Origin of the sequence: Psychrobacter communis (assembly GCF_014836505.1) — a bacterium.
GTDB classification, from domain to species: Bacteria; Pseudomonadota; Gammaproteobacteria; order Pseudomonadales; family Moraxellaceae; genus Psychrobacter; species Psychrobacter faecalis.
Genome location: NZ_JACSQR010000008.1, coordinates 48,946 through 73,730, shown reverse-complemented (window position 1 = coordinate 73,730; position 24,785 = coordinate 48,946). Strand labels below are relative to the sequence as shown.

General features: G+C 42.4%; 22 protein-coding genes. 19 read left to right on the top strand and 3 right to left on the bottom strand.

Features of this window, described 5'->3' with window-relative positions; all coding sequences use genetic code 11:
• Positions 1 to 11: 11 nt before the first annotated feature.
• Positions 12 to 1,457, bottom strand: coding sequence for a chromosomal replication initiator protein DnaA (gene dnaA / locus H9653_RS04815; RefSeq protein ID WP_191690856.1), 1,446 nt, complete (start codon positions 1,455 to 1,457; stop codon positions 12 to 14).
• Positions 1,458 to 2,105: 648 nt separating this feature from the next.
• Between dnaA and rpmH the strand changes: the two genes are divergently transcribed.
• The 8 genes from rpmH (at position 2,106) to H9653_RS04775 (ending at position 9,759) form a co-directional block, all read left to right on the top strand.
• The gene (gene rpmH, locus H9653_RS04810) at positions 2,106 to 2,240 is read left to right on the top strand and encodes a 50S ribosomal protein L34 (RefSeq protein ID WP_007394757.1); all 135 of its coding nucleotides are present in this window, start codon (positions 2,106 to 2,108) and stop codon (positions 2,238 to 2,240) included.
• Between the two features lie 205 nt (positions 2,241 to 2,445).
• The gene (gene rnpA, locus H9653_RS04805; RefSeq protein WP_144297362.1) at positions 2,446 to 2,817 is read left to right on the top strand and encodes a ribonuclease P protein component; all 372 of its coding nucleotides are present in this window, start codon (positions 2,446 to 2,448) and stop codon (positions 2,815 to 2,817) included.
• 1 nt (position 2,818) lies between these two features.
• Entirely contained in the window at positions 2,819 to 3,193 is a 375-nt protein-coding gene (yidD, locus tag H9653_RS04800; protein WP_191690854.1) for a membrane protein insertion efficiency factor YidD, read from the top strand.
• Positions 3,194 to 3,408: 215 nt separating this feature from the next.
• On the top strand, positions 3,409 to 5,091 hold the full coding sequence (gene yidC / locus H9653_RS04795) for a membrane protein insertase YidC (protein WP_191690852.1): 1,683 nt from the start codon (positions 3,409 to 3,411) through the stop codon (positions 5,089 to 5,091).
• 350 nt (positions 5,092 to 5,441) lie between these two features.
• Positions 5,442 to 6,887, top strand: coding sequence for a tRNA uridine-5-carboxymethylaminomethyl(34) synthesis GTPase MnmE (gene mnmE / locus H9653_RS04790; protein WP_191690884.1), 1,446 nt, complete (start codon positions 5,442 to 5,444; stop codon positions 6,885 to 6,887).
• Positions 6,888 to 6,995: 108 nt separating this feature from the next.
• Positions 6,996 to 7,454 (top strand): transcriptional regulator NrdR, encoded by a 459-nt coding sequence (gene nrdR, locus H9653_RS04785; protein ID WP_068405041.1) that lies wholly within the window; start codon positions 6,996 to 6,998, stop codon positions 7,452 to 7,454.
• Between the two features lie 109 nt (positions 7,455 to 7,563).
• Positions 7,564 to 8,619: a bifunctional diaminohydroxyphosphoribosylaminopyrimidine deaminase/5-amino-6-(5-phosphoribosylamino)uracil reductase RibD gene (ribD, locus tag H9653_RS04780; RefSeq protein ID WP_191690851.1), complete on the top strand. Its 1,056-nt coding sequence runs from the start codon at positions 7,564 to 7,566 to the stop codon at positions 8,617 to 8,619.
• Between the two features lie 465 nt (positions 8,620 to 9,084).
• A complete protein-coding gene (locus H9653_RS04775) occupies positions 9,085 to 9,759 on the top strand; it encodes a riboflavin synthase (RefSeq protein WP_191690849.1) in 675 nt (224 codons plus the stop codon).
• A gap of 57 nt (positions 9,760 to 9,816) precedes the next feature.
• Here H9653_RS04775 and H9653_RS04770 read toward each other — a convergent pair whose 3' ends face one another.
• Positions 9,817 to 12,750 (bottom strand): response regulator, encoded by a 2,934-nt coding sequence (locus H9653_RS04770; RefSeq protein ID WP_191690847.1) that lies wholly within the window; start codon positions 12,748 to 12,750, stop codon positions 9,817 to 9,819.
• A 233-nt stretch (positions 12,751 to 12,983) separates the two neighbouring features.
• Between H9653_RS04770 and fmt the strand changes: the two genes are divergently transcribed.
• The 3 genes from fmt to thrC all read left to right on the top strand — a co-directional run bounded on the left by fmt (position 12,984) and on the right by thrC (position 17,241).
• Positions 12,984 to 14,090, top strand: coding sequence for a methionyl-tRNA formyltransferase (gene fmt / locus H9653_RS04765; RefSeq protein WP_191690845.1), 1,107 nt, complete (start codon positions 12,984 to 12,986; stop codon positions 14,088 to 14,090).
• An 84-nt stretch (positions 14,091 to 14,174) separates the two neighbouring features.
• Complete coding sequence (locus tag H9653_RS04760; RefSeq protein WP_191690842.1) at positions 14,175 to 15,761, top strand: transcription antitermination factor NusB; 1,587 nt, start codon at positions 14,175 to 14,177, stop codon at positions 15,759 to 15,761.
• A 58-nt stretch (positions 15,762 to 15,819) separates the two neighbouring features.
• Positions 15,820 to 17,241, top strand: coding sequence for a threonine synthase (gene thrC, locus H9653_RS04755; RefSeq protein ID WP_191690841.1), 1,422 nt, complete (start codon positions 15,820 to 15,822; stop codon positions 17,239 to 17,241).
• Positions 17,242 to 17,638: 397 nt separating this feature from the next.
• On the opposite strand, the gene H9653_RS12605 is transcribed toward thrC, so the two are convergent.
• On the bottom strand, positions 17,639 to 17,767 hold the full coding sequence (locus H9653_RS12605; protein ID WP_263612365.1) for a hypothetical protein: 129 nt from the start codon (positions 17,765 to 17,767) through the stop codon (positions 17,639 to 17,641).
• On the opposite strand from H9653_RS12605, the gene H9653_RS04750 reads away from it, so the two are divergent.
• The 8 genes from H9653_RS04750 (at position 17,712) to H9653_RS04715 (ending at position 24,650) form a co-directional block, all read left to right on the top strand.
• Positions 17,712 to 18,743 (top strand): LysM peptidoglycan-binding domain-containing protein, encoded by a 1,032-nt coding sequence (locus H9653_RS04750; RefSeq protein ID WP_225211615.1) that lies wholly within the window; start codon positions 17,712 to 17,714, stop codon positions 18,741 to 18,743. The genes H9653_RS12605 and H9653_RS04750 overlap by 56 nt on opposite strands.
• Before the next feature lie 79 nt (positions 18,744 to 18,822).
• The gene (dprA, locus tag H9653_RS04745) at positions 18,823 to 20,073 is read left to right on the top strand and encodes a DNA-processing protein DprA (protein WP_191690839.1); all 1,251 of its coding nucleotides are present in this window, start codon (positions 18,823 to 18,825) and stop codon (positions 20,071 to 20,073) included.
• Positions 20,074 to 20,178: 105 nt separating this feature from the next.
• Positions 20,179 to 20,808, top strand: coding sequence for an L-threonylcarbamoyladenylate synthase (locus tag H9653_RS04740; RefSeq protein ID WP_191690837.1), 630 nt, complete (start codon positions 20,179 to 20,181; stop codon positions 20,806 to 20,808).
• A gap of 124 nt (positions 20,809 to 20,932) precedes the next feature.
• Positions 20,933 to 21,451, top strand: a complete 519-nt coding sequence (locus tag H9653_RS04735) for a GbsR/MarR family transcriptional regulator (protein WP_191690835.1) — start codon at positions 20,933 to 20,935, stop codon at positions 21,449 to 21,451.
• 141 nt (positions 21,452 to 21,592) lie between these two features.
• Entirely contained in the window at positions 21,593 to 22,546 is a 954-nt protein-coding gene (locus H9653_RS04730; protein WP_191690833.1) for a fatty acid desaturase family protein, read from the top strand.
• A 40-nt stretch (positions 22,547 to 22,586) separates the two neighbouring features.
• Positions 22,587 to 23,048 (top strand): hypothetical protein, encoded by a 462-nt coding sequence (locus H9653_RS04725; protein WP_191690831.1) that lies wholly within the window; start codon positions 22,587 to 22,589, stop codon positions 23,046 to 23,048.
• A gap of 113 nt (positions 23,049 to 23,161) precedes the next feature.
• Positions 23,162 to 23,653 carry a hypothetical protein gene (locus tag H9653_RS04720; protein WP_191690829.1) on the top strand — a complete coding sequence of 164 codons (492 nt, stop codon included), beginning with the start codon at positions 23,162 to 23,164 and terminating at the stop codon, positions 23,651 to 23,653.
• Between the two features lie 34 nt (positions 23,654 to 23,687).
• A complete protein-coding gene (locus H9653_RS04715; protein WP_191690827.1) occupies positions 23,688 to 24,650 on the top strand; it encodes a TIGR01777 family oxidoreductase in 963 nt (320 codons plus the stop codon).
• The last annotated feature ends 135 nt before the right edge of the window (positions 24,651 to 24,785 follow it).

Genomic DNA, 24,785 nt, shown 5'->3' with positions numbered 1-24,785 from the left:
GCCATAAGCTTCTAACCCGCTTGCAACATCAAGGCAAGCGTTTTGTAATCCTTATCAAACGCGGGGTCAGCGGCGCGTAGCTCATTGACCTTATCACAAGCATGCATCACTGTCGTGTGGTCGCGTCCACCAAATGACTGACCAATCTCAGGAAAGCTATCACTGGTTAATTCGCGTGATAACGCCATCGCTATTTGTCGTGGTCTAGCAATGCTGCGCGTACGTTTACGACCCATGATATCTTTTACGCTCACATCATAGTATTCGGCGACCACTTTACGAATATTATCCATATTTACCGCTTGCACACGCATCGCAACGATATCTTTTAGGGCGTATTGCACCATCTCAAGTGTAATGGGCGCTCCCGTCAAGTTGGCATTGGCAAACACCTGATTGAGAGCACCTTCTAATCGCCTGACATTAGAAACCACGTTTTGAGCGATGAATAGGGCACACTCTTTAGGCAGGCTCATGCCGTACGATGCCGCCTTTCTTTGTAAAATTTGTACTCGAGTGTCAATCTCAGGTGGATCTACTGCAACCGTCAAACCCCAAGAAAAGCGCGACCTGAAACGCTCGTCAAACTCCGTCATTTGTGATGGATGACGATCTGATGCCAGAATCAGTTGCTTATCACCGCTGGTAAAATCTGCAAATAAGGTTAAAAACTCATTACTACTTTTTGTTTTACCCGCTAATACATGAATATCATCTACAATTAATAAATCTACTTTTTTTATTTTCTTTTTAAAATCTTCTATTTTATTATTTCTTAATGAATAAACTAATTGATTAATAAATTTTTCGGAAGTGAAATAGTAGAAAGTTAGATTATTTTTTAAATAGCGATGCGCTACAGAATGCATTAAATGCGTTTTTCCCAAACCAGAAGGTCCGTATATAAATAAAGGATTGTGACGATTTTTTGATTGGCGTTTTCCAAGCTCGTAACAGGCCTTATAAGCTAAGTTATTAGACTTACCAGTGACAAAGGTTTCAAAGGTGAAGTCAGGATTCAGATAGCTTAATGATTTGGCATCGGCAGACTCAATCAGTTCTGCATGACGCATATTGGCATCGATATCCGCTCTAGCAATATCATTATGCGTACTTTGAAAATTATAATCAGTAGGGGGAGGGGAGGGCTGGTCTTCTTCAAACAATGAGCCTGACTGGGCCAGATTACTATCAACCATCTCACGGCCAGCATTATCAACACGTACAATAACGGCTTCAATACTACCTTGGCTATGTTTAGCAACCAACTGCTCGATGTCGTGTAAATGATTCTTTTTGATATAGGTTACAAAGTAATCATTAGGAGCAAGAATAATCAAGCTATTGGCTTCTTGATGTGCAGATAACGGTCTCAACCACATCGTAAAGACATTATCTTTAACATGATAACGTAAGTCGTTTAGGCATTTATCCCAAATAGTTGCTGTATCAATCATGAAAAATACTAACCCCATAGTCCAAGGTGATCGGTCAAAAGAACGTCATTTTTATAGTGTAAATTTATCAGCTTTAAGCCCCAGAAAGCCTCTTTTCTTAACAAAGATATCTTATGATCACATAACTTAAAATCATACATCTAGTAGGGCGCCAATCTAACACAAACAGCCTGTGGATAATACCTCGTTTTTTGTGGATAAGACTGTGGATAGTTTTGTGGATAAGTATATATCATGAGTTATCCATATTCCACCCACAGGTTATCCACAACCTTACCCATAGTCTATCCTATTGATAAAAAAGTAAAAAATCGAGTTAACCACAGATAATACGACCCCCAATAACAACAATACTTATATATATTAATAGCTAATTATTATAGAGTTCGACACAAACTGTGGATAAGTTTCAAAAATCGATTATCAAAATAGTTTTTCTAAGAAGATAATTTGGGTCTACTGATATGAGTTTATTTAACTAAATCTCTTAGCTGTAAATATCTCATTACCGATAAATATAAGAAAACTCACTCTGTTGTAAAATCATCTGTATGAAAACAGAGCAAATTAGTTCGTTGACCAAAATACTATGCGGTGGTATAATCCTCCGCTATTACGAATTTAGTCCATTATTTTGATAGGTGAGTTATGAAACGTACATTCCAACCAAGCGTGATCAAGCGTAAACGTACTCACGGTTTCCGTGCACGTATGGCAACCAAAAAAGGCCGCCAAGTCTTAGCTCGTCGCCGCGCTAAAGGACGTCATCGCCTTACTGTATAATTAATCAGTAGATTGCGATAAGCATGGCCGATAGTGCTTGTTGTGTTTCTATTATTTTATAGATTGCGATCGTCAAGCATCACAACTGTCACTCAGCCATATATTAAAAGCGCCCACATAGGCGCTTTTTTTGTCTCTATACTTTGTTATTCTTTCTACGCTATTATCTCTGCTAGTGTTACTAGCTCTTATATTAGGTTGTATTATGTCCAATACCGTTTCAGCGCCCCCTAATGCTCGATTTACCAAAGCACAGCGTCTACTCACGCCTTCGTCCTTTCGCGAGGTATTTGACGCGCCTGAGCGTAAGCTGCATCAGAGTCATTTAATGGCGTTTGTACGTAGCAATCATTGTGAACAGCCTCGAGTCGGTATGGCCATTACCAAACGTAAAGTACCGACGGCTGTCACACGAAATTTAATCAAACGCCATGTTCGTGAACAATTTCGTATAAAGGCAAGTCACTTAGAAAACAAAGATATTGTATTTATTGTCAAAAAGTCTATGAAGCAATTAAATAATAAAGAAATAATAAATGAAATTAATAATATCTTTAAAAAGATAGAAAAAAAATAAAATGAATTTTTTATTAAAAGTAGTAAATAATTTTTTATATAAGTTGTTTTATTATTTTATTGTTTTTTATCAAAAAGTAATCAGTCCTATTTTACCTGCGCGCTGTCGTTATTATCCAACTTGCTCAAATTACGGTAAACAAGCTTTAGCATGGCATGGCGTTTGGTCAGGTAGTTGGCTATTATTAAAACGTATTAGTAGCTGTCATCCGTTAGGCGGACATGGCATTGATTTTGTGCCACTACCTTTGTCTTCTTATCATTATCAATATATATCGCCTACGACACCAGTTCATGGCAAAGCGCATAGCTGGTATGTTTATAAAGATACTAAGAGCTATGTGGCTCGCCTAAATCATCTAATGAAGTCGATATAAACTTTATTATCGACTGAGAAGTTGTGGATATCTTTTAAGTTACCCACAACTTATCCACACGCTTGTATCATTTAGAGCGGTTTTTTAGTAAAATGATGAACATTTTATGTGATTGACTGCTGGTATGACTGCTAGGAAAGGGGTTTGATACTGTGTGGTGGTCATGACACATGCCTGATTTTTCATTCCCTAATTTTTTAATCTAGGAAAGGTTTATGCAAAAGATATTTCGGGTGATGATCATCATTGCGATGCTAATCACCGCTTATCTGCTGATTTTAGCATGGCGAGATGATTATGCCGATGCACCAGCTGTAGACGCGGTACCAGAAACGTCAACATCGGTAGGGGCTGATATTCCTGCTACCACTGGCGCAGCAGGTGATATTCCAGCACAAATGCTACCAGTTGATGCGAGCGCTGTTGCGGCGGCACCTGAGACCAATACGGGTCTCATCACGGTCACAACCGATCGCTATGACATTAAAATCAATCCAGAAGGCGGGGATATCGTTTATGCGGCATTAAAGCAATATGATGCCACGCTCAATAGCGAAAAACCTTTTGTGTTGTTAGAAAATAATAGCGCTCGCGTTTACGTGGCACAATCTGGTCTTATCGGTCCAAACGGTATTGATACCGCCGAAGGTCGCGCCAAATATAGCCACGCTGCCAATAATTATGTGATGGAGAAAGGTCAGCAAACCTTATCAGTACCGCTTACCTATCAAAAAGATGGTGTAACAGTTACTAAGACCTTTACTTTTACCCAAGATAAATATCCGATTGATATCAGCTATCAAATCCAAAATGCTTCTGCCAAAGCTTGGCAAGGTCAGATGTTTGCGCAGTTAAAGCGTGACGATAGTAAAGACCCTGGTATGTCTGATAAAGGCGCGCTAAGCATGGCGACGTATTTGGGCGGCGCTTGGGGCACACCTGAAGATCCTTATAATAAATTAAAATTCGGTAAATTTAACGATGGTGAGTTGACCACGACCAGTGATGAAGGTTGGGTTGGCATCGTTCAGCATTACTTTGTTTCTGCTTGGACGCCTGAAAACTTTACGGGTAAGTTCTTTAGCCGTGAAACGGGTAATGATTACTTTATTGGTTTTAACAGCCAGCCTGTTAATGTGGCACCGAACAAGCAAATTACCTTAAATGCAACTCTCTATGCTGGTCCAAAAGTACAGTCTGAGCTAAAAGAAGTGGCAGTAGGTCTGAATCAAACCGTCGATTATGGCTTGCTCTGGCCAATATCAAAAATATTATTTGCGATTTTGGATGGTATTCATAAAGTCATCGGTAACTGGGGCTGGTCAATTATTCTGTTGACGCTGCTGGTTAAAATCGCCCTGATGTGGGTTTCTAATAAAAGCTACTACTCAATGGCGAAGATGCGTGCTATCGCCCCAAGACTGGCTGCATTAAAAGAAGAGCACGGCGACGATCGTATGAAAATGTCGCAAGAAATGATGGCAATTTATAAAGAAGAGAAAGTCAATCCGATGGCGGGTTGTTTACCTATTCTGATGCAAATGCCTATTTTCTTAGCACTGTACTGGGTATTGGTTGAAAGTGTTGAGCTGCGTCATGCGCCTTGGATACTGTGGATTCAAGATTTATCAGCGATGGATCCATGGTTCATTTTACCGCTCTTAATGGGTGCGTCGATGTTTATCCAGCAGCAACTAAATCCGCAGCCCGCTGATCCAATGCAAGCTAAAGTGATGAAGTTTTTACCGATTATTTTCACCGCATTCATGCTGTTCTTCCCAGCAGGTTTGGTACTATATTGGACGGTGAACAACTTATTTAGTATGACCCAGCAGTACATCATCAACCGTAAAGTTGAAGAAGAACAGAAACGTCGTACCGTGAAAGTTCTGGATTAAATAAAGTTCAAGTCTAAAATACCATCGCTACGGCGGTGGTTTTTTTATGTGTTAAGCTTTATTGTTTCTATCCAATATAGTGAGTGAAAAGTAAAATCGATACATCACGCACTGCTGATATCAATTTTTTTTGCTTGCTGTGCCTACGCAGACAGAGGCTACAAAAAATTAATATCAGCAATACCGTAGCGTTTTTAGGATATTTTGACTATAGCTACCGACTAAGATAGCTATATAAGCATACTTTAGGATTTTAATAATCTACTCGTTGAAGTTTGCTTTGTCAGTGCCTGCTAAGCCGTCTATAATGGGGTTTTTGCTTATTGAGAGTGATTGTGGATTCTTTAGAGATGGCACTAGCCGCCGATAATTTAGATGAGTCACCTAAAAATTCTAATGTATCTAGCCTGCCGACCATTGCGGCGATTGCTACACCGCTTGGGCGTGGTGGCGTCGGCGTTATTCGTCTGTCAGGCGCGCGTGCTTACGATATCGCTTGTCAGCTTACTGGTAAGTCGACTTTCACGCCGCGTATGGCCAGTTTTTGCCGTTTCTATCAGGCTGATGGCACGATTATTGATGAAGGTTTGGTGCTGTACTTTAAAGGCCCGCACTCGTTTACTGGCGAAGATGTAATTGAGCTGCAAGGTCATGGTGGCATGATTTTGCAAAATCAGCTGTTAGCGCGAGTGTTTGAGTTGGGCGCAAAACAAGCGGGCGCAGGGGAGTTTTCTTACCGTGCTTTTGATAATGATAAATTGGATTTGGTACAAGCAGAAGCCATTGCTGATGCGATTGATGCCACCAGCGCCGCTGCTGCCAGTAGTGCAATTCGCTCGCTTAGCGGTGAGTTTTCCCAAAAAATTAATCAGTTACTTGAGCAATTGATTCATCTGCGCTTGCACGTCGAAGCGGCGATTGATTTCCCTGATGAAGAAGACGTTGATTTCTTATCTGATGGGGTTATTCAAGATAAGCTTGAACAAACACAATCCAAAATACAGCAAGTGCTAGCGACCGCCAAGCAAGGTCAGCTATTACGTGACGGTATTCATGTGGTGCTTGCTGGCAGACCAAATGCGGGTAAATCAAGCTTGCTGAATCGTTTGGCAGGGCAAGAGCGTGCTATCGTGACCGATGTCGCTGGGACAACGCGCGATACCTTACAAGAGACCGTCGTGCTTAACGGCTTAACCTTGCATCTAACCGATACCGCAGGTCTGCGCGAGACTGAAGATACGGTCGAGCGTATCGGTATTGAGCGTGCGCGTACGGCAATTACGCAGGCTGATATGCTTCTGATGGTCTATGATGTGACTCGTGACCTTGCAAGTGACAGCACACCATTACAGCTGGCTGAGCAGCTATTTGGCGAGTTACCAGAAGCCAAGCGCTTACTAATTATTGCCAATAAAAGCGATTTATTGAACGATAACAGCAGTGAAGAAAGAATCGCTACTTCACAAGCAGAAATAAAAAATCGTGGCTATGAGCAGGTGAATGTTTCATGTGAAACAGGTGCAGGAATTGATGATTTGGTCGAAACCTTATGTGCTAAAGTAGGTTTTCATCCGCCAGAAAACAGCTTAATCGCCCGTACACGTCATATTGATGCGCTAAGACGTACCGCTGATTCCTTAGCAGAAGCACATGAGCAGCTGACAGTGTTTAAAGCAGGTGAGTTGGTGGCAGAAAGCCTACGCCAAGCGCAGCAAAGTTTGGGAGAAATTACTGGTGAATTTAGCGCTGACGATTTATTAGGAAAAATTTTTGGTAGCTTTTGTATTGGCAAATAACGAGTAAAAGTCTGCTTCTTTATCTGCATAGTAAAATTATCATTTTTTAGAAAATTTAGTTTTATCAATAATTATATTCGCCCTCACTATTAACCTAAGGAAAAGCGTATGCATTGCCCATATTGTAATGCGTCAGATACCAAAGTTATCGACTCACGGCTAGCAGCTGATGGCGCGCAAGTACGCCGCCGCCGTTCATGTAATAGCTGTCAGGAACGATTTACGACCTTTGAAGTGGTAGAAGTGGTAATGCCGCGTATTATCAAATCAAGTGGCAAAATCGAACCTTACGATAATGACAAATTGCGCCGCTCGATTTTATTACCGCTACAAAAACGTCCGATTACCATCGATGAGCAAGAAGCGATGATTAGTCGTATCGAGAAGCGCGTACGCCAAATGGGCGAGCGCGAGGTGAGCAGTAAGGTCTTGGGTGAGATTATTATGAGTGAGCTTAAAACGCTCGATGATGTCGCTTATGTGCGTTTTGCCAGTGTTTATCGTGATTTTCAAGATATCGACGCCTTTCATCAAGAAATTGCCAATATCCGTCCTAATGAAAAATAAGCATCACTCATGCTAAGTATTTAGCCTGCTTTCAAGTTTATATTGCTTACTCACTCTACTCTATAAAATCTTTAATAATAATTATCAGTTGTTGATTAAGTCCACCTTTATGTCAAACTCAAAACACTCTCAAGACGCCAAAGATCGCTATTTTATGATGCTTGCCATTGAGCAGGCCAAGCGTGGTTTGTATACGACGCGTCCCAATCCCGCTGTCGGCTGTGTGATTGTGCAAGCGGATAAAGTGGTTGGCCAAGGCTTTCATCCAAAAGCAGGGCAGCCGCATGCTGAGGTTTTCGCCTTAAAAGATGCTGGCATGCAAGCGATGGGCGCGACCGCTTATGTGACATTAGAGCCTTGTAGTCATACCGGACGTACACCGCCTTGTGCCCTAGGTCTTATTGAGGCTGGCATAAAACGTGTTGTCATTGCCGGTCTCGATCCCAATCCACAAGTGGCTGGGCGCGGAGTAAAACTGTTAGAAGAAGCGGGAATCGCCGTAACCGTCGGCGTGCTGACAGCGCAAGCAGAAGCTTTAAATAAGGGCTTTTTAAAGGCGATGCGTAGCCAAATGCCTTATGTTAGGCTTAAAATTGCCACCAGTCTTGACGGTCGTACGGCGATGGCGTCTGGAGAGTCGAAGTGGATTACCGGCACGGCGGCGCGCGAAGATGTACAGAAACTGCGTGCGCAAAGTGGCGTTATTATCACAGGCAGTGAAACGGTCATCGTTGATAATCCGCAATTAAACGTGCGCTCTAATCAACTAGGTATTAATCCTGAACAAGTACCACAACCTAAAATAGTGATACTCGATAGACGAGGGCGATTAGAACACGATTTACAGTCTGACTATCAGCTATGCCAGAGTCCAGAAACTCTTTATTGGCATGAAGAAAACTTAATTGAGTTATTAAAGAACTTAGTGAGTGACCATCACTGTTATGACGTCTTAGTAGAGGCGGGCGCAAGCGTTGCAGGAAGCTTTTTACAACTGCAACTGGTGGATGAGCTCATTGTTTATCAAGCACCTTGCTTATTAGGCACACAAGCACGGCCTATGGTCGCTATCAATCCATTAGCGTTAGCGCAGCAGCTACGTTTTGATATCCATAGTCATGAGCAGCTTGGTACTGATCTTAAGCTTACCTTATTACCTGTATAGTCGGCGTTATAAAAGCCTTGTCTTTCAATATTTTACCCACAAGATTAAACTTACATACAATGTATGTGGATAAGTGGAATAGTTTTATAAAGGTTTCACATGAAACTGTGTATAACTTTGTTTCACATGAAACTTACTAGTAATTGTTAATAATGTTTTAAAGTTATAATTTATTTAAAATCAGTTACTTATGTATATAGATCAAGTGTAGTGAATAATTATTAAAAAGCAGACTTATTGTGGATAACTCTTTAAAAACCAAGTTTCTCATACTACTACTCCTTATGTCAGCGCTAGTTATCCACAGTTTATCCGCTGAGCCTTTTTATTCTCGCTAATTTTATAGTAAGCGCTATAAACAGCTTAAAGACTAATAGCGATTATCGTTATTGATTTTGAATGAAATAATAGGTTTAAATAATATATGCTGCCTTTAACGGCCATAAAAAATACCAAGAGGTTAATATGTTTACTGGAATTATAGAAAGCGTTGGCAAAGTAAAGTCCATGCAGCCAACGGGCGGTGATATCCGCTTGACCATAGAATCTGCTGGCTTAGATTTTAGCGATGTGAAACTAGGCGACTCGATTGCTTCAAATGGCATTTGCTTAACGGTGGTGGAGTTTGGTAGTAATTATTACTCTGTCGACGTTTCACGTGAAACTATTGCTCGTACAGCGCTGGCAGATTTAAAGCCCGGTTATGCGGTGAACTTAGAAAAAGCCATGCTACCAACTACCCGTTTTGGTGGGCATATCGTTGCCGGTCACGTTGATGGGGTAGGCGTGGTTAGTAAATTGCAAAAAGATGCGCGCTCACTTTATATTGAAATTGAGATACCGCACGAGTTGGCACATTATACGGCTACCAAAGGCTCTATTACCCTTGATGGTATCAGTCTCACTACCAACTTAGTCCGCGATAATATCGTTTCGCTCAATATCATTCCGCATACCGCGCAAGTCACCAATATTGCCCAGCATTGGCTGGTAGGTAGTAAAGTTAATGTTGAGGTCGATATTGTGGCGCGCTATTTAGAGCGGTTATTAAACAAATCGCAAGCGGATAATGCACATATTAGCAGCCCGCAAAGTACGATTACTGAGGCGTTTTTAGCTGAGAATGGTTTTATGAAATAAGGGTTAAATAGCCAAAATCATAACCAAGCTGTTATAAAAGACAGATCTTGCAAACGCTTATTGGTTTTTAATCAGCGTTTGCAAAACAGTTTTTAGCTTTTGTTTGTTAATAGGCTTGGCCAAAAACTCATCCATGCCCACTTGTAAACAGGCAATTTTATCTTCTTCGCTGTTATTTGCGGTTAGCGCAACGATTGGAATATCATCGCCTTGCGCGCGAATCGCTTGGGTCGCTTGCAGTCCATCCATCACGGGCATCCGGCAGTCCATCAAAATAAGCGCAATTTCCTGACGCTGCGCTTGCAATTTGTCCAACGCCTGCTGCCCATCTTCCGCCACGATACTGCGATAGCCAATCTTTTCCAGTATCTTACAAGCTATTTTTTGATTGGTTGGACTATCTTCTACCACTAAAATCAGTGGCGCTAATGTTTCATGAGCGGCGTTATCTGCGCCTAACGGGCTACTGCTTTGCTGTTTGTTTTCTTGGCTAGTTATTTGCGGTAACAGTGTTTGTCTAACGGGTAGGGTTAATCGCAGTAATTCAGAGAGTGATAATGCCACATCGAGTGGTTTGTTTAAAAAACCGTCACATTGATCCAGTAACATAGAAGGAATGCGGCGCTCAGCTTTCATACTGACCAATATTTTTGGCAGCGCAGTATTAGACAGTAAGCTATTTAGAGCCTGCTGTTTATCGATATCTATACGTGCTTTATCTTCTGATTTCTCCAATTTATTTTCAGCGTCTATATTTTTATCATCAATGTTTATTTGATGTGATAACGCGAGCGTGATGTCTTCATAATATTCGTAATCTAAGAGCAAAATAGGTGCAAGTTTTTGCGCATCTTGCGCCAGTTTATTATTTATTTGCTCAAGCGCCACTCTATCTATAGAAGTGGAAATAGTGGCTGGGATAGATAAATAAGCGCACAAATCGCGTAAATGCTTGGCTCGCAGCGGTTGTTTAATGACGGCAATAAGATGAATATAAGTCAATTGCGGATTAAAGTGGTAAATAGGCTGATAGGCTGGTCGTCTACAAGGCAAATACAGCTTAAAAGTACTGCCTTTATTAAGCGTGCTTTTCATCTCAATAAAACCGCCTAATAGTTTAGCGAAGCTATTAACGTCGTTTAATCCGAGCCCTTTTATGGCGCTGTTTTTGTGCGCGTAGTTAATAGGGTGGTTTTTGATGTGAACACTGTTTTGGCTGTTGCTTTCATTAAAATACGTCAGCAGTTGGTGCTGCTTTGCGATATCGATGCCTGTGCCGCTGTCTTTTATACTAAACCGAATCCAGTCGTGCGATGGATGAATGGTAGTGTTTGATTTATCTAGATTGCCGTGATTCGTATCATGGCTGTTATTAGAAATGTGCTCTTTATCTACCTCGCCTATACTGGTACTTTTGATATCAGCTATGTCCGCATTGGTCACCGCATCGATGGTAAGTGACACATAGCCAGAATTGGTAAATTTAATCGCATTATCTAATAAATTACGTAGGATTTGCCGCAAGCGCCTATAATCGGTATCGATACAGCGCGGGCTGTCAGGTGCAAAAAAATACAAGAGCTCAAGTCCTTGCTGCCTTAAGCTTTCTACCATCGATTGACTGACTTGTTGACCAAGCTTATAAATATCCACCGCTTCAATAGATAGACGGGATGTACGAACCTCTATCTCTCCTATATCTAACATATCGTTTAGCATCGTCAGCATAGAATGGCTGGTTTGAGTCAAAGTCGTAACGATTTGATGTTGCTTAGCGCTCAGATTATCGGGATTGATAGGTTCTAACGTGTCAATCATGGCTTCTAACGGCAGGCGTAAATTATGCCCCATCGTTGATTTAAGTGCTTCAAACTCATCAAGCTGACGTTGTAGTTGACGGTTTTGCTGCTCCAAATGCGCGGTCTGTTCGACAAGTTCGTGAATATTATTTAGGAGAACGGTAAAACCATGCACCTGCCCGTGTTCGCCAAACCAAGGCGTGATATGCAACTGATAAGCTTTTTTATTGTGCAAACCGTAAACCAATAGCGTGCGCGTGACTCGCAAATCCGCCAGCTTTTGTAGCAGGGCTTGGGTTGATTCGTCTTTAGCAAAGAAAAAATCGGTCAGTTGATAGTTGCTATCGCTGTGAAAGGTGGTGTCAAATACTTGCTCAAAGCGATGATTAAAAAAGCTGATTTGGCCATGTCTCATAATCATCAGCATCGGCAGCGGCGCATGATCGACCAATCGCTCTAAACGATGCTTTAGGGTGGTAATGCGCCGATGGTTGCTGTGCAGCTGATAACTGATACGGCTCAGCGCGTGACCTAAACGCAAAAATTCATCTGTGGTTTTCTTTTCGATAAACGGCGGCGTGATATAACCATCCTTGGTATGGCTACTTAGCTCATCGGTATAAATGAGCAGCTGTTCCCAGTTGGCACGCCGTTTTAGGGTATAGAGTAAGGCCATGGCAAAAAGTAAGATGGCTGTCATCAGTGGCAGCCAATAGCGATACGACATCCAATTGATATCAAGCGCTTCATGCCGCAGTATCAGGTACACCTTGTGACCATTTTCAAGTCCAATGGTGCCAACCAAATTGCGATTATTTAGCTCGTAGGCACTATGATGATTGCTAGCAGAGGGCAAGGAAGTGATAACGTTGGGGAAGGTGATACCGGCAAATTCCCGTTCATTAGGACGGGTATGACGATGAATATAAGTCTGTCCAGACGGCATCATAAAAATCAGCTGATAGCTGATGTCTTTTAGAAAAGGTTTTTTTAAGACCTTTTTAATGTCAGTATTGTCAGGGTTGGCAAGCTCAGAAATCTCATACTGCAATGCATAAAAGCTCTCTATGCTGTCTTGCTTACTATCCTGCCTTATCTCATAAAACATGGTGAAGTAATACACTGACAACATCGCCAATAATGTCAGCGTATAAAAAATCAGCAAGCGTTGTAGAGACTGGAACTGTTGCATAAAAGCATGACCCTAAATCGACCGTAAGTCGGTGTGATGGCGCATCGTAAAATAATGATAAATCTGACAGATTTGCTTGCTGTGGCTTATTTGAGGAATAAGTAGCTGAGCCTGCTTACTATTATAGAGATAAATAGCACCATTAATAGCGCTGGATGGCTGCTATTACAATCATGGCACAACACCACAAACTCACCTATAATAGACAAATTAACCATAAATACTGCCTGACTATGACCACACTTGCTGCACAATCTGATATATCTATTGACGCCAATCAAGCTGAGCAAAGCGCCGTAACCGAAATACCAACAGTCGCTAAGCCGCTAAGAGTGATATTTGCCGGTACACCTGAGTTTGCTGCTGTCAGCCTTGAAGCGCTTATCAAGCAGCAAGATGCGTTGAATATAGATATCGTTGCGGTCTATACCCAGCCTGATCGCAAAGCAGGGCGCGGGCAAAAGTTATCAGCATCTGCCGTCAAGCAAGTGGCATTGGCAAATGACATCGCGGTTGAGCAGCCTCTCACCTTTAAAAAATCTAGCACAGAAGGTATGGCTGCACGTGAGACTTTACGTACTTATCAGCCAGATGTCATGATTGTCGCGGCTTATGGTCTGATTTTACCGATTGGCGTATTGTCCACGCCTACTTATGGCTGTCTAAATATTCATGCTTCGCTGTTGCCACGTTGGCGCGGTGCCGCCCCGATTCATCGGGCATTACTAGCGGGTGATAGCGAAACTGGTATTACCATTATGCAAATGGATAAGGGGCTTGATACTGGTGATATGCTTTACAAGGTCAGCGCACCTATCGAAGCTGATGATACGGCCGCCAGCTTGCATGATAAGATGGCAGCACTTGGCGCGGCGGCTATTACTACCGTATTAAAAGACTTGGCGCATTACCAAGCACAAGCGGTTGCTCAAGATAATAGCAAAGCCAATTATGCGGAAAAATTGGTCAAAACCGAAGGCGAAATCGACTGGACGCAGTCTGCTACACAGATTGAACGTCAGATTCGTGGGTTGACTCCTTGGCCTGGTGCCTACACCTTTTTAGCAGGGCAGCGCGTCAAAATTTTGGCCAGTCTGCCGGTAAATACATCACAGCAAACCATTAAGCCTGCGGGCACTGTTATCAGCGTTGGGCGAAAAGCCATACTGGTCGCTTGCGGCAAAGACACTACTAGCGAACCACAAAGTAATGAATACTCAGCGACGACTTTGGCGATTACCAGCTTACAATTTGCAGGTGGTAAGCCAGTGACTGCTGAGCAAATTTGCCATGGTAATCAATTAAACGATGGCGATCAGTTTATGGCAGAAGTAAAGTAACTTACTTACGCTTAATGTATTTAATAACAAGCACTCTAACTTTTATCAGACGCTGTCGATCAGACGTCAAGGAAATTCAATTTAATGAGACAAACCAGCACTGCACCAAGAAATAATAAGCTCAAACCGTCAAGCAACCTTATTATGAATGGTAGCGTCCGTGTCCGGGTGATTCGCACTTTATTGGCCATTCAAAATGGCCAATCACTTGCCAGCGTCCTTGACCCGTTACTCAACAGTCTGCACGACGGCGATAAAGGCTTTGCACATGCCTTACTACTGGCGACACTGCGTCAGTGGTACGCGCTGGCGCGTTTGCTCGATACGCTAGCAGACAATCCTATCGATGAGGTCGAAGTTCGTACGACTATTCAAGTGGGCTTAGCGCAATTGCTGTATTTAGAAGTGGCGGACCATGCAGCGATTCATGAAACGGTTGAAGCGGCAAAAGAGATTGATTTTGCCCATGCAACAGGTTTGATTAACGCTATCTTGCGTAAAGTCGCTAAGAATCCTAGCAAATTTCGTAAAAAATGTGATAAAAAGCACAGTCTGCCGAACTGGCTTGCTTATCAGCTTAAGCAGGACTGGGGCGAGCAGTATGACGAGCTGATGCAAGGTTTGCGCCATGCAGCACCGATGTTTTTACGCGTAAACTCAGCGGTTAGCTCAGTAGAGGATTATCAGAAAACACTTGATGGGGCAGAAATTGATGCAGACATCGTTGAGCTAACGACTGGTTTTAATTTACCGAACTCATCAGATACAGCTATAGCAACAACGCTATCCACCAAAGGTCTCCGGCTACATCAAAGCACAGCCGTAAACGCTTTGCCTGATTTTGCTTTTGGAGTTGCCAGCGTACAAGACATGCATGCTCAACTTGCTGCTCCGATTATTAATAAAGCGTTAATGGCTAAAATAAGCACTGATAAATCTAATACAGACATTGATTCAGAAGCCAATAATAATGAGCTGCATATCTTAGATGCTTGCGCGGCACCCGGTGGTAAATTGGCTCACTGGTTAGAGCTCATAAGCGCTAATAACGAATCATCGTTGTTTCACGTGAAACAAGATGATGCTAAATCGACACCAGTAATAACTGATATCAAGGTAACAGCTATCGATAATGAAGCGCCGCGTATTGAGCGTATTCGTGAGAACTTACAGCGCTTAAATTTAAGTCAGTACGATTTGCAGCAAGCAGAGAAAAGTGTCGCACTGAATATTGTCTGTGCTGATGCCACCAGATGGCAGCATGGGAAAAATAAAAAAGCGGCTACCAATGAGCCGGTATTTGATGCAATATTACTCGATTCTCCTTGTACTGCGACAGGCGTGATTCGCCGTCATCCTGATATCAGTATTTTGCGTACCGAAGAAGACGTTGAGCAAACTGCATTATTACAAGCGGATATTTTGCATAATTTATGGCCACAATTGAAAGCGGGTGGTTATCTATTGTATGTGACCTGCTCTATCTTAAAGCAAGAAAACGTCGAGCAAATGCAGGATTTTATCAGTCATCATAATGATGCGGTAGCGATTGAGTTTACCGAATATTGCAGTTGGGGCATCGCGCAAGCAATCGGTCGTCAGTGCTTGCCCATTGATAGCGAGAGTGGTGATGGGTTTTATTATGCGTTGCTTCATAAGACAATGGCATAAAACTGCTGAATAAACCGTTTTAAATATTGAATAACCTCATTATAGACAGGACAATCTAATGAAATATATCAGTACCCGTGGTCAGACAGCGCCGATGGATTTTAGTGATGTGCTATTGATGGGTCTTGCGCCAGATGGCGGTTTAATGCTGCCTGAGCACTATCCAAACATTGATAGCAGGACTCTTGATGAGTGGCGCACGCTCAGCTATCCACAGCTTGCCATGGCGATTATGCAGCGCTTTGCCACTGATATTCCTGCCGCTGATTTGCAAGATATCATCGAGCGTACTTATACCACCGAGGTATTTGGTTCTGATGAGATTGTTCCTGTCCGTAAGCTTGAAGATAATTTATATATTTTAGGACTATCAAACGGTCCAACATTGGCATTTAAAGACGTTGCCATGCAGTTCTTGGGCAATGCCTTTGAATACGTACTGAAAAGAAAAGACGCGCGTATTACCATCATTGGTGCAACCAGCGGTGACACCGGCAGTGCAGCAGAATATGCCCTACGTGGTAAAGAAAATATCGAAGTCTTTATGCTGTCACCGCACGGCAAAATGAGCGAATTCCAGCGTGCGCAAATGTATAGTCTGACCGATGATAATATCCATAATATCGCCATCGACGGTATGTTTGATGATTGCCAAGATATTGTCAAAGCGCTGCAACAAGATGCCGAATTTAAAGCGGCTTATAACCTCGGTACAGTCAACTCTATCAACTGGGGTCGTATCCTTGCGCAAATCGTTTATTACTTTAAAGCCTATTTTGCCGTTACGACGAGCAACGATGAAAAAGTCAGCTTTAGCGTCCCATCAGGTAACTTTGGTAATATTTGCGCCGGTCATATTGCCCGCGAAATGGGACTGCCAGTTGACCGTTTAATCGTCGCGACCAATGAAAACGATGTACTAAACGACTTCTTTAATCAAGGTGCTTATCAGCCGCGTCCGACCGATAAAACTTACGTAACGTCCAGCCCGTCAATGGATATCTCTAAAGCCTCTAACTTTGAGCGCTTTGTCTATCTACTACTCGACAAAGACAGCGCCCGTGTCAGCGAGTTATTTGAAGGGGTGAAATCCGGTCAAGGTTTTGATTTGTCTGACTTGATGGAGGCGGTCAATACGCGTTATGGCTTTGCTGCGGGCAAATCGACCCATAGCGACCGCTTGCAAACCATTAAAGCGCTTTATGAGCAGCATGGTGAGCTAGTCGATCCACACACAGCCGACGGTATTAAAGTTGCTAAAGAATTACAGCGCGAAGGTGAAGTGATAGTTTGTGCCGAAACAGCATTACCAGTTAAGTTTGCCGATACAATTGTCGAAGCTATTGGTCACATAGAGATTACTCGCCCTGCTCATACCGAAGGCTTAGAGGACTTACCGCAGCATGTGGTGGTGCTAGATAACAAAGCTGAGCTGGTCGCTGAGCAAATCCGTCAGCACGTGACGCCAAATCTTACCTAGGCAGCTTATTTATATAAAGTATTCATTGAAATTAATATCCAATTAAAGGTTACGCTATTGTAATAAAGTGTTTATGATTGTGTTATGGTAGATATAATTGTAATATTAGAAACAGCGTCGGCGAGTCATCATTATGCTCGGCGCTTTTTTAGCAATCAAACCCGTCAATCATATCAGTCGACAACACTGAACAGCTGCTCTAGAGGCTTTATGATGGTGATACTTAAGCCTTTTATACTTTTATTTTCTAATCGTTACTTAATGACTAGAATGGAATTTTGAACCTAAGTAATAGACTTAAGTAGACCAGATTCGACGCTAATAGCGCTACATATTGTGGATATAAAAATGAAGATGAGCTTAAAGAAGATAGCAAAAGCACTATTACTGACGACATTTAGTGGTGCAATGCTGCTGACCACTGACCACTGACCACTGACCACTGACCACTGACCACTGACCACTGACCACTGACCACTGCCCACGCTAATAATCCACCGCCTACTATTAAGGCTGATGCGCCCAATCGCTATATCGTCAAAAAAGGCGATACCTTATGGGATATCTCAGGGCGTTATCTCGATAGTCCTTGGCGCTGGAAAGAGATTTGGGCGACCAATAAGCAAATCAAAAACCCCAACCTTATTTATCCTAACGACGTTCTTATTCTATGCGTGATTCAAGGTAAAACCTTGGTCGGGGTCGATACCGGCGAAGGTTGCGCAGGAGTTGAAAAACAATTGACTGGTAATGTGGTTGCCAGCTCAGTCACGGTGACCTCTACTGCTAATAGTATTCCCCCTATTCCGTGGTCTGCTATTCAGCATTGGCTCGACAAGACCATCATTGTTAATCCAGCAGATTTTAATACCACCCCATACATTTTAGCCTCAAAAAAAGGCAATTTAATTACCGCTAGTGGCGATAAAGTCTATGCCAAAGGCGTACCACTTATCGTTGGCCAGCGTTACGGTATTTACCGTGAAGGCGAAAAATATGTCGAGCCTAAAACACAAAAAGTTATCGGTTTAGAAGTCACGCAAGTCGCAACTGGGTTAGTGACGTCTACCGAAACCAATGGCGTGACCAGCTTGCAGCTTATCGACAGCTATGGCAAAGAAGTCCGTGAAGGCGACCGCGTTTTTGTGGAGCTAAATAATTCAATACCGCCAGTATTTTATCCAACGCCAGCAACCGTTAATCGCGGCGGTATGATTGTTCGCGTGATGGATTCTATTAGCTCAGCGGCTAAGGGCAGCGTCGTTGCTATCAATTTGGGCAGCGCACACGGTGCCAAACCTGGAGATGTATTGACCGTTTTTCAAAAAGGCGCGGTCATACGCGATATCAAGGATAATGACACGCCAGTCCGTTTACCAAGCGAGCCTACTGGTATGGTAATGGTGTTTAATACCTTTGATAATATCAGCTATGCGTATGTGCTTGATTCTGAGCTACCGCTTAATGTCGGTGATCAGCTGTTACCACCGCCGTATCTATAATAAGTTCAATATCTCTAATAAGTACAATACTTATTCTTTGAGCTAAAAGTTTAACTTAAACTAAATGAGCTAGATGATTATGACCGCAGTCACTTCTCTTTTATCCGCCGAGCAGCGTGCCGTTTTGGCGCTGTGGACTGAAGTGAATGCGTCATTATCAGCATACCATAAACTCATCTCTAACTTTGGCACGGCAGGGCTTGCTTGGAATGCTAAAGTAGAGGCATGGCGTCAATTGGGCATTCATAGTACCCATCTTAAGCGTCATGAGCAGCCAGAACAAACGCTCACTACTATCGATAAAATCCAGCAAGCATTGTTAGACGGAAAATACGGTCTTTTATTTGCTGACCAGCCTGACTATCCAGCGCAGCTGCTAGAAATATACGACCCACCACCATTGTTATTTTACCGCGGTGATAAAGCGCGTTTGCAGCAAGCGCAAATCGCCATCGTTGGTAGTCGCAAACCCACCGCCCACGCGCAAAAAATCACCTTTGATATGGCGCAATACTTAGCGCAAGCTGGTTATATTATCACTAGCGGTCTTGCGCTGGGTGTCGATAAGCGCGCCCATTTAGGTGCTTTAGCTCAGTCTGATGCCGAATATCAAGGCCGTACGGTTGGCGTGATGGGGACGGGGATTGATGTCAATTACCCCAATCATCATGATAAATTATTTAGTCAGATTATTGATCAAGGCGGCTGTATCGTCAGTGAGTTACTACCGCACACGCAGCCGCACAAACACACTTTTCCGCGCCGTAATCGTCTAGTTGCAGGACTTAGCCTCGCGACCATTGTCACTGAAGCGACCATTCAAAGCGGCTCACTGATTACTGCGCGCCTAACCTCCGAGCAAGGTAAACAAGTTTTTGCCATTCCAAGCCATATTGATAATAGTAATGCCGAAGGCTGCCATCATTTAATACGTGAAGGTGCAACGTTGATTTATCATCCGCAGCACGTCCTTGAAGATATTAATAATCAGTTGGACTATAGAGCGCATACCTATCAGCCGTCATCTAATGCAGAGTCTAGTATTGAGCGGGCAACTCTTAGCCAAAGTACCAATTCTCTAAATACAGAGAAGCTCTCTACCAAAAGTATTAATCAATCGCCACAATCTAACCTCAAACCTTCTTCCCATACTAGTGTTATTCCTGAGCATTTAGCGCTCATTTATGAGCCACTTGATTGGCATGGGCAGGATTTAGATGCGTTGTTAAATACTACTGATATGTCGGCCGCGCAATTGATTGGGCAACTTATGGAGCTGGAGTTATTAGGGGTCATTAGTGTACAAGGTGGGCGTTATTTGCGCGTGTAGTTTTATTATTAATCAAAACGCGATTTTAAGAAATCTTTAAACCTGCTGTTTTACCCATCGTTTAAGTTGTATTATACCCCTTCATACTTTTTTTCTTATTCCGCTATGTCTACATCTAAAGCTCTTATCACCGATTCTGTCATCGAAGCTGCGCATTGGCTACAACAAGGTCAGCTGCTTGCATATCCGACCGAAAGCGTTTGGGGTATCGGCTGTGATGCTTATGATAAAGCTGCCGTACAGCATATTTTGACCATCAAGCAGCGACCACAAGCCAAAGGTATGATTGTCATTACGGATAGTGCGGAACGTTTAACGCCCTTACTAGACGCTTTAGATGGAAGTCAGCGCCAACAAATCATCGAGAGCTGGCAGACAGATAATGCTGATGATAATTTGCAAGGTAAGCAAGCGCATACCTGGCTACTGCCTATTCCGCAGCCGCTTGCTAATACCCTTCCTTCTTGGATAACAGGGCAACACCAGACAGTAGCAGTGAGAGTCATTGCTCATCCTGTTATCGCTCAGCTATGCGAACAATTGGTTAGTGCTCATAACCCATTTGGGCTGCTGGTTTCCACTAGCTGTAACCCATCAGGTGAGCCGCCTGCCATGAATTTTTCTGAAGCCTATGATTATTTTGGTGAGCGTATTAAATATTTGCAGGCTGAGACATTAGGTTATACCTTACCCAGCCAAATTCGCGATGCAACCACTGGTTTAATCGTTCGTTAAGTAAAATAACTAATTAAATAGTAAAGTATATTCTTTAATTTCACTATTGACAGAAATTAAAGAATAGCGCAGTATGAGTTATTAAGATAACCGAATTATTCAAGATAGTGAGTAGATAGTCATTATGAAACTAAATCCTGTGACCGAAAAGTTTATCTTACATTGGGGCGAAATGGGCTCGCAGTGGGGCGTTAATCGCACCATGTCACAGATACACGCGTTGTTATTTATCATCGGTAAACCGCTTAATGCTGAAGAAATTACAGACACACTTGGAGTCGCACGCTCTAACGTCTCAAACAGTATCAAAGAGCTACAGCACTGGGGTCTAGTACAAAAGGTCTCGATATTAGGGGATCGTCGTGATCATTTCACTACCAATACCGACGTTTGGGAGCTGGCACGTATCATTGTCGTTGAACGTCAAAAACGCGAATTGGAACCAACGGTACAGTTTTTACAACAGCTGATGGACAGCCCTGAATTTGAACATGAGAATAGTGAGGTAAAAGCTCGTATCCGTGAAACCCAAGAATTTGTTGATACCGTAACCACTTGGTCTTCAGAGATGCTTAGATTGCCGACGAGTGCGCTTAAAAAAATATTGAAATTGGGCGCTAGTATTAAAAAGGTCTTACGCTAGGAGTAAGAAGTATTATTTAAAATAAAAAATTTACCTCATTATTTCTGTTTAGACAGAAATTAATGTAATGTCTCTAACTAGCTATTCTCATTAACTATTATCACTAGCTCATTTCATATTAACAATAAATGGATGTGTCATATGAAAGCGAATAACGCACAGGCTAATAAAAATACAGCCATCAAAAATGCTATCAATGTAGTGAAGTGGCAGGATTTGCGTTCGTTAACTCGAGGTCAAATTGCTTACAACGTTATTTTGCCTTATCCATTTTTATTACTGTCATGGTGGTTTGCCAGCCAATCATGGTATGTCTTAGCGTGCGGCGCGTCTTATTTGTTTTTTGCGGCGGCGTTCCGTCAAGCTCACGATGGTTATCATCATAGTTTGGGTACAGGCAAACGCACGACCACCGGCATATTATTATTGCTTAGCGTGCTCTTGATCACCAGTTTGCATAGCATTCGCGCCACTCACATGGAGCATCATCGTAACCCGTTGGGCGATAGTGACATTGAGGGCAGTCTGGCAAAAGTGTCATGGTGGCAAGCGATGCTCGGCGGTGTCACGTATCGGTTAAGTATTTATCGTCAAGGCTTACGTCTGAGCAGTCGTCGTAATCAGCGTATCGCGTATTTAGAGTTTGGTTTGATTGCTTTGGTTATTGCGACTGCGCTCGTGCTGAGTGTATTTCCTATCGCCGTTCCTGCCATTGCAATGTCAGCGCAAGTATTTATGTATCACATACTGACCATGATGTTGGCCAATGCCAGCGTCGGTATTATTGCGGTGTGGGGCGTGCACCATGATTGTGATGAGACGGTTGCTCGCACCGAGCGTAATCTATTGGTCAATTTTCTGACCTTTAATCTACTTTATCACGTCGAGCATCATTTATTTCCTGCTGTGCCGTCTAATCATTTACCACAGCTCTCCAAGCGTTTAGATGCAGAAGTACCTCATCTAACCGAAGCGCGCGTATTGCCAACGATGGCTAACGTCGTAGATTTTATTAATCATCACTGGCATAAAATAAAAGCAAAATACCAAAGTAATAATGATAGTGACTGTCCTATTCGTAAGCGTTTTGCTTAGGATAATTATCGGATAAGTTGGCTTTTCTAAGGGTATCGTTATGAGTTTAGACGCTAATGAAAGTAGTGAAAACTATTCAAAATCAAGTGTTATAGGAGCATATTTATTCTTCGGTGGAGCTATCGGTGGCGGCTTAATAGGATTGGTAGTCGCTATGTTTATTGTTCTGCAAGCTGTCTTACAAAATGCTGTTTTGCAAAATATAGTGCGTTCAATAGTGCTAGCTCTATTAACAATATCTAGCTTTGCATTTTTTGGTTTTATTGTCGGCCTAATTCCTGCAACATTGACTGGTTGTTTAGTTGCGCATTTTAAGCTATACCGTAACCATAAAGGTTTATCACAGTCAGCTATCATCGGTGCAATATCGACGGTTATTTGTACTTTATTGATCATAGGGTTTAGCGACATCAATTTTTCACTCGCTGCTTGTATCTTTGCTACATTAATTGAAAGTGCGAGCGGATATTTAATAGGATTATTTACCTTACCAAGAGCATAAATTAAAACCATATTTTTAAATAAACATCCACTAATTTTCTATAGTACCTTCACTGGCTTTGCGAGCCTCCTATTTATACTCAATGAACGACTTATATAAATAGGAGAAATATAATGAATAATAATTTGAGAACTTACCCTCATTTAACCGTGATTACTTTGTTTGCAGGTATTGGTAGCGTGGTTGGCGGATTGATTGCCGAGCTGGCTCTATTGTTTATCTTCCAAGAGGCCAATTTTGTCCAAATTGGGTATCAGCCATTGCTATACGTCAGCTTATTGGGTTTTATCCCTGCCTTACTAACGGGTATTATCATCGCCAGCCAAAAGCTATGGCGCAAGGATAATAAAAGTATACGCACAACATTTTTAGTAGGGTTCATAACCTCAGATATTTATATGGGTGCAATCGTCTTATATTTAGGCATCAACTCATGGATAGAAGTTAGCGTGTTATTGGCTTTTATGGGTATCGTTGGGCTGTTTGGCGGCATTAACTCAGCCATTGCGGGCTGCATTGCTTTACCAAAAGCATGTAAAAGTCATTTTGATATCAGCGCTAAAAAAGTAGACGATGGTTACAATAGATTAAGTTTTACTAAATAATAGCAACGAAAATAATGTATACAGGGAGTAGGGTATGAATATTCTAATCAGTGGCGGCTCGGGATTTTTAGGTAGCGCGTTTAGTGAAGCAATCATTAAGCGCTATCAAAAAGATGATAAAAAAGTGCAGATTACGTGGCTGACGCGCGATAGTAAGCAGGCGCATCCTAATGATATTAAAATGATGACCTATGATGAGCTGGTGAAGTCAGATAAAAGCTTTGATGTTATTTTGAATCTAGCAGGCGCAGGGATTGCTGATAAACGTTGGAGTGACGCGCGTAAAGAGCAGTTGCTTGCCAGCCGTATCAAACCTACTGAGGCGATACTGGATTTTATTGCGCGTAGTAGTAGCAAACCTAAGCTATTGGTTAGCGGTTCAGCGATTGGCTGGTATGGTCCTCAAGGTGATAAGTCTTTGACAGAAAGCAGTGGTTTTAACGCTGAGTTTTCGCATAAACTCTGTGACGACTGGGAACAGTTGGCGCTAAAGGCTACCGATCACGGTGTCCCTGTGGCTATCGTACGCACTGGCGTGGTTATCCATCCTAAGGGCGGTATGGTCAGTAAATTATTAACGCCGTTTAAAATGGGTGTCGGTGGTCAATTGGGTGACGGTAAGCAAATTATGAGCTGGATCAGTCGTACCGATTGGGTAAGAGCGGTGATATTTATCATTGAGCAACATCTTAGTAGTCAGAGACAGCAAGTGAATAGTATTGATAATACTCTAACAACAGCAAACGCTACGCCAGCGCTGGTTTATAACTTGACCGAACCCAATCCTGTGACCAATCATACTTTTACTAAAACGCTTGGCGCATGGCTACATCGTCCGACATTTTTTACTTTACCAGCATTTTTATTAAAGCTGATGTTTGGTGAGATGTCGACCTTGTTGATTGATGGGCAAAAGGTGCTGCCACAAGCGCTACTGGACGCAGGTTTTGAATTTGAACACACAGCTTTAGAGCATGCACTGGAGCAGCAAGGGTGAGTTTTTAGAGGTATGTTTCATGTGAAACAATGGATTTAAAACAACGTTTTTGAAGCATTGATTTAAAAATAACGTTAAATTACTAAGTGCTTTATATTTCTAGTTCTATAAAGTTTCAATAAACCATCATGCTGT

Coding starts and splice junctions, on each gene's coding strand:
- rnpA (WP_144297362.1), top strand. CDS start 2,446: ATGTCCAATACCGTTTCAGCGCCCCCTAATGCTCGATTTACCAAAGCA.
- nrdR (WP_068405041.1), top strand. CDS start 6,996: ATGCATTGCCCATATTGTAATGCGTCAGATACCAAAGTTATCGACTCA.
- ribD (WP_191690851.1), top strand. CDS start 7,564: ATGTCAAACTCAAAACACTCTCAAGACGCCAAAGATCGCTATTTTATG.
- H9653_RS04720 (WP_191690829.1), top strand. CDS start 23,162: ATGAATAATAATTTGAGAACTTACCCTCATTTAACCGTGATTACTTTG.
- dnaA (WP_191690856.1), bottom strand. CDS start 1,457: ATGATTGATACAGCAACTATTTGGGATAAATGCCTAAACGACTTACGT.
- H9653_RS04760 (WP_191690842.1), top strand. CDS start 14,175: ATGAGACAAACCAGCACTGCACCAAGAAATAATAAGCTCAAACCGTCA.
- yidC (WP_191690852.1), top strand. CDS start 3,409: ATGCAAAAGATATTTCGGGTGATGATCATCATTGCGATGCTAATCACC.
- yidD (WP_191690854.1), top strand. CDS start 2,819: ATGAATTTTTTATTAAAAGTAGTAAATAATTTTTTATATAAGTTGTTT.
- mnmE (WP_191690884.1), top strand. CDS start 5,442: ATGGCACTAGCCGCCGATAATTTAGATGAGTCACCTAAAAATTCTAAT.
- H9653_RS04715 (WP_191690827.1), top strand. CDS start 23,688: ATGAATATTCTAATCAGTGGCGGCTCGGGATTTTTAGGTAGCGCGTTT.
- thrC (WP_191690841.1), top strand. CDS start 15,820: ATGAAATATATCAGTACCCGTGGTCAGACAGCGCCGATGGATTTTAGT.
- H9653_RS04770 (WP_191690847.1), bottom strand. CDS start 12,750: ATGCAACAGTTCCAGTCTCTACAACGCTTGCTGATTTTTTATACGCTG.
- H9653_RS04725 (WP_191690831.1), top strand. CDS start 22,587: ATGAGTTTAGACGCTAATGAAAGTAGTGAAAACTATTCAAAATCAAGT.
- H9653_RS04730 (WP_191690833.1), top strand. CDS start 21,593: ATGAAAGCGAATAACGCACAGGCTAATAAAAATACAGCCATCAAAAAT.
- H9653_RS04735 (WP_191690835.1), top strand. CDS start 20,933: ATGAAACTAAATCCTGTGACCGAAAAGTTTATCTTACATTGGGGCGAA.
- dprA (WP_191690839.1), top strand. CDS start 18,823: ATGACCGCAGTCACTTCTCTTTTATCCGCCGAGCAGCGTGCCGTTTTG.
- H9653_RS04775 (WP_191690849.1), top strand. CDS start 9,085: ATGTTTACTGGAATTATAGAAAGCGTTGGCAAAGTAAAGTCCATGCAG.
- H9653_RS04740 (WP_191690837.1), top strand. CDS start 20,179: ATGTCTACATCTAAAGCTCTTATCACCGATTCTGTCATCGAAGCTGCG.
- rpmH (WP_007394757.1), top strand. CDS start 2,106: ATGAAACGTACATTCCAACCAAGCGTGATCAAGCGTAAACGTACTCAC.
- fmt (WP_191690845.1), top strand. CDS start 12,984: ATGACCACACTTGCTGCACAATCTGATATATCTATTGACGCCAATCAA.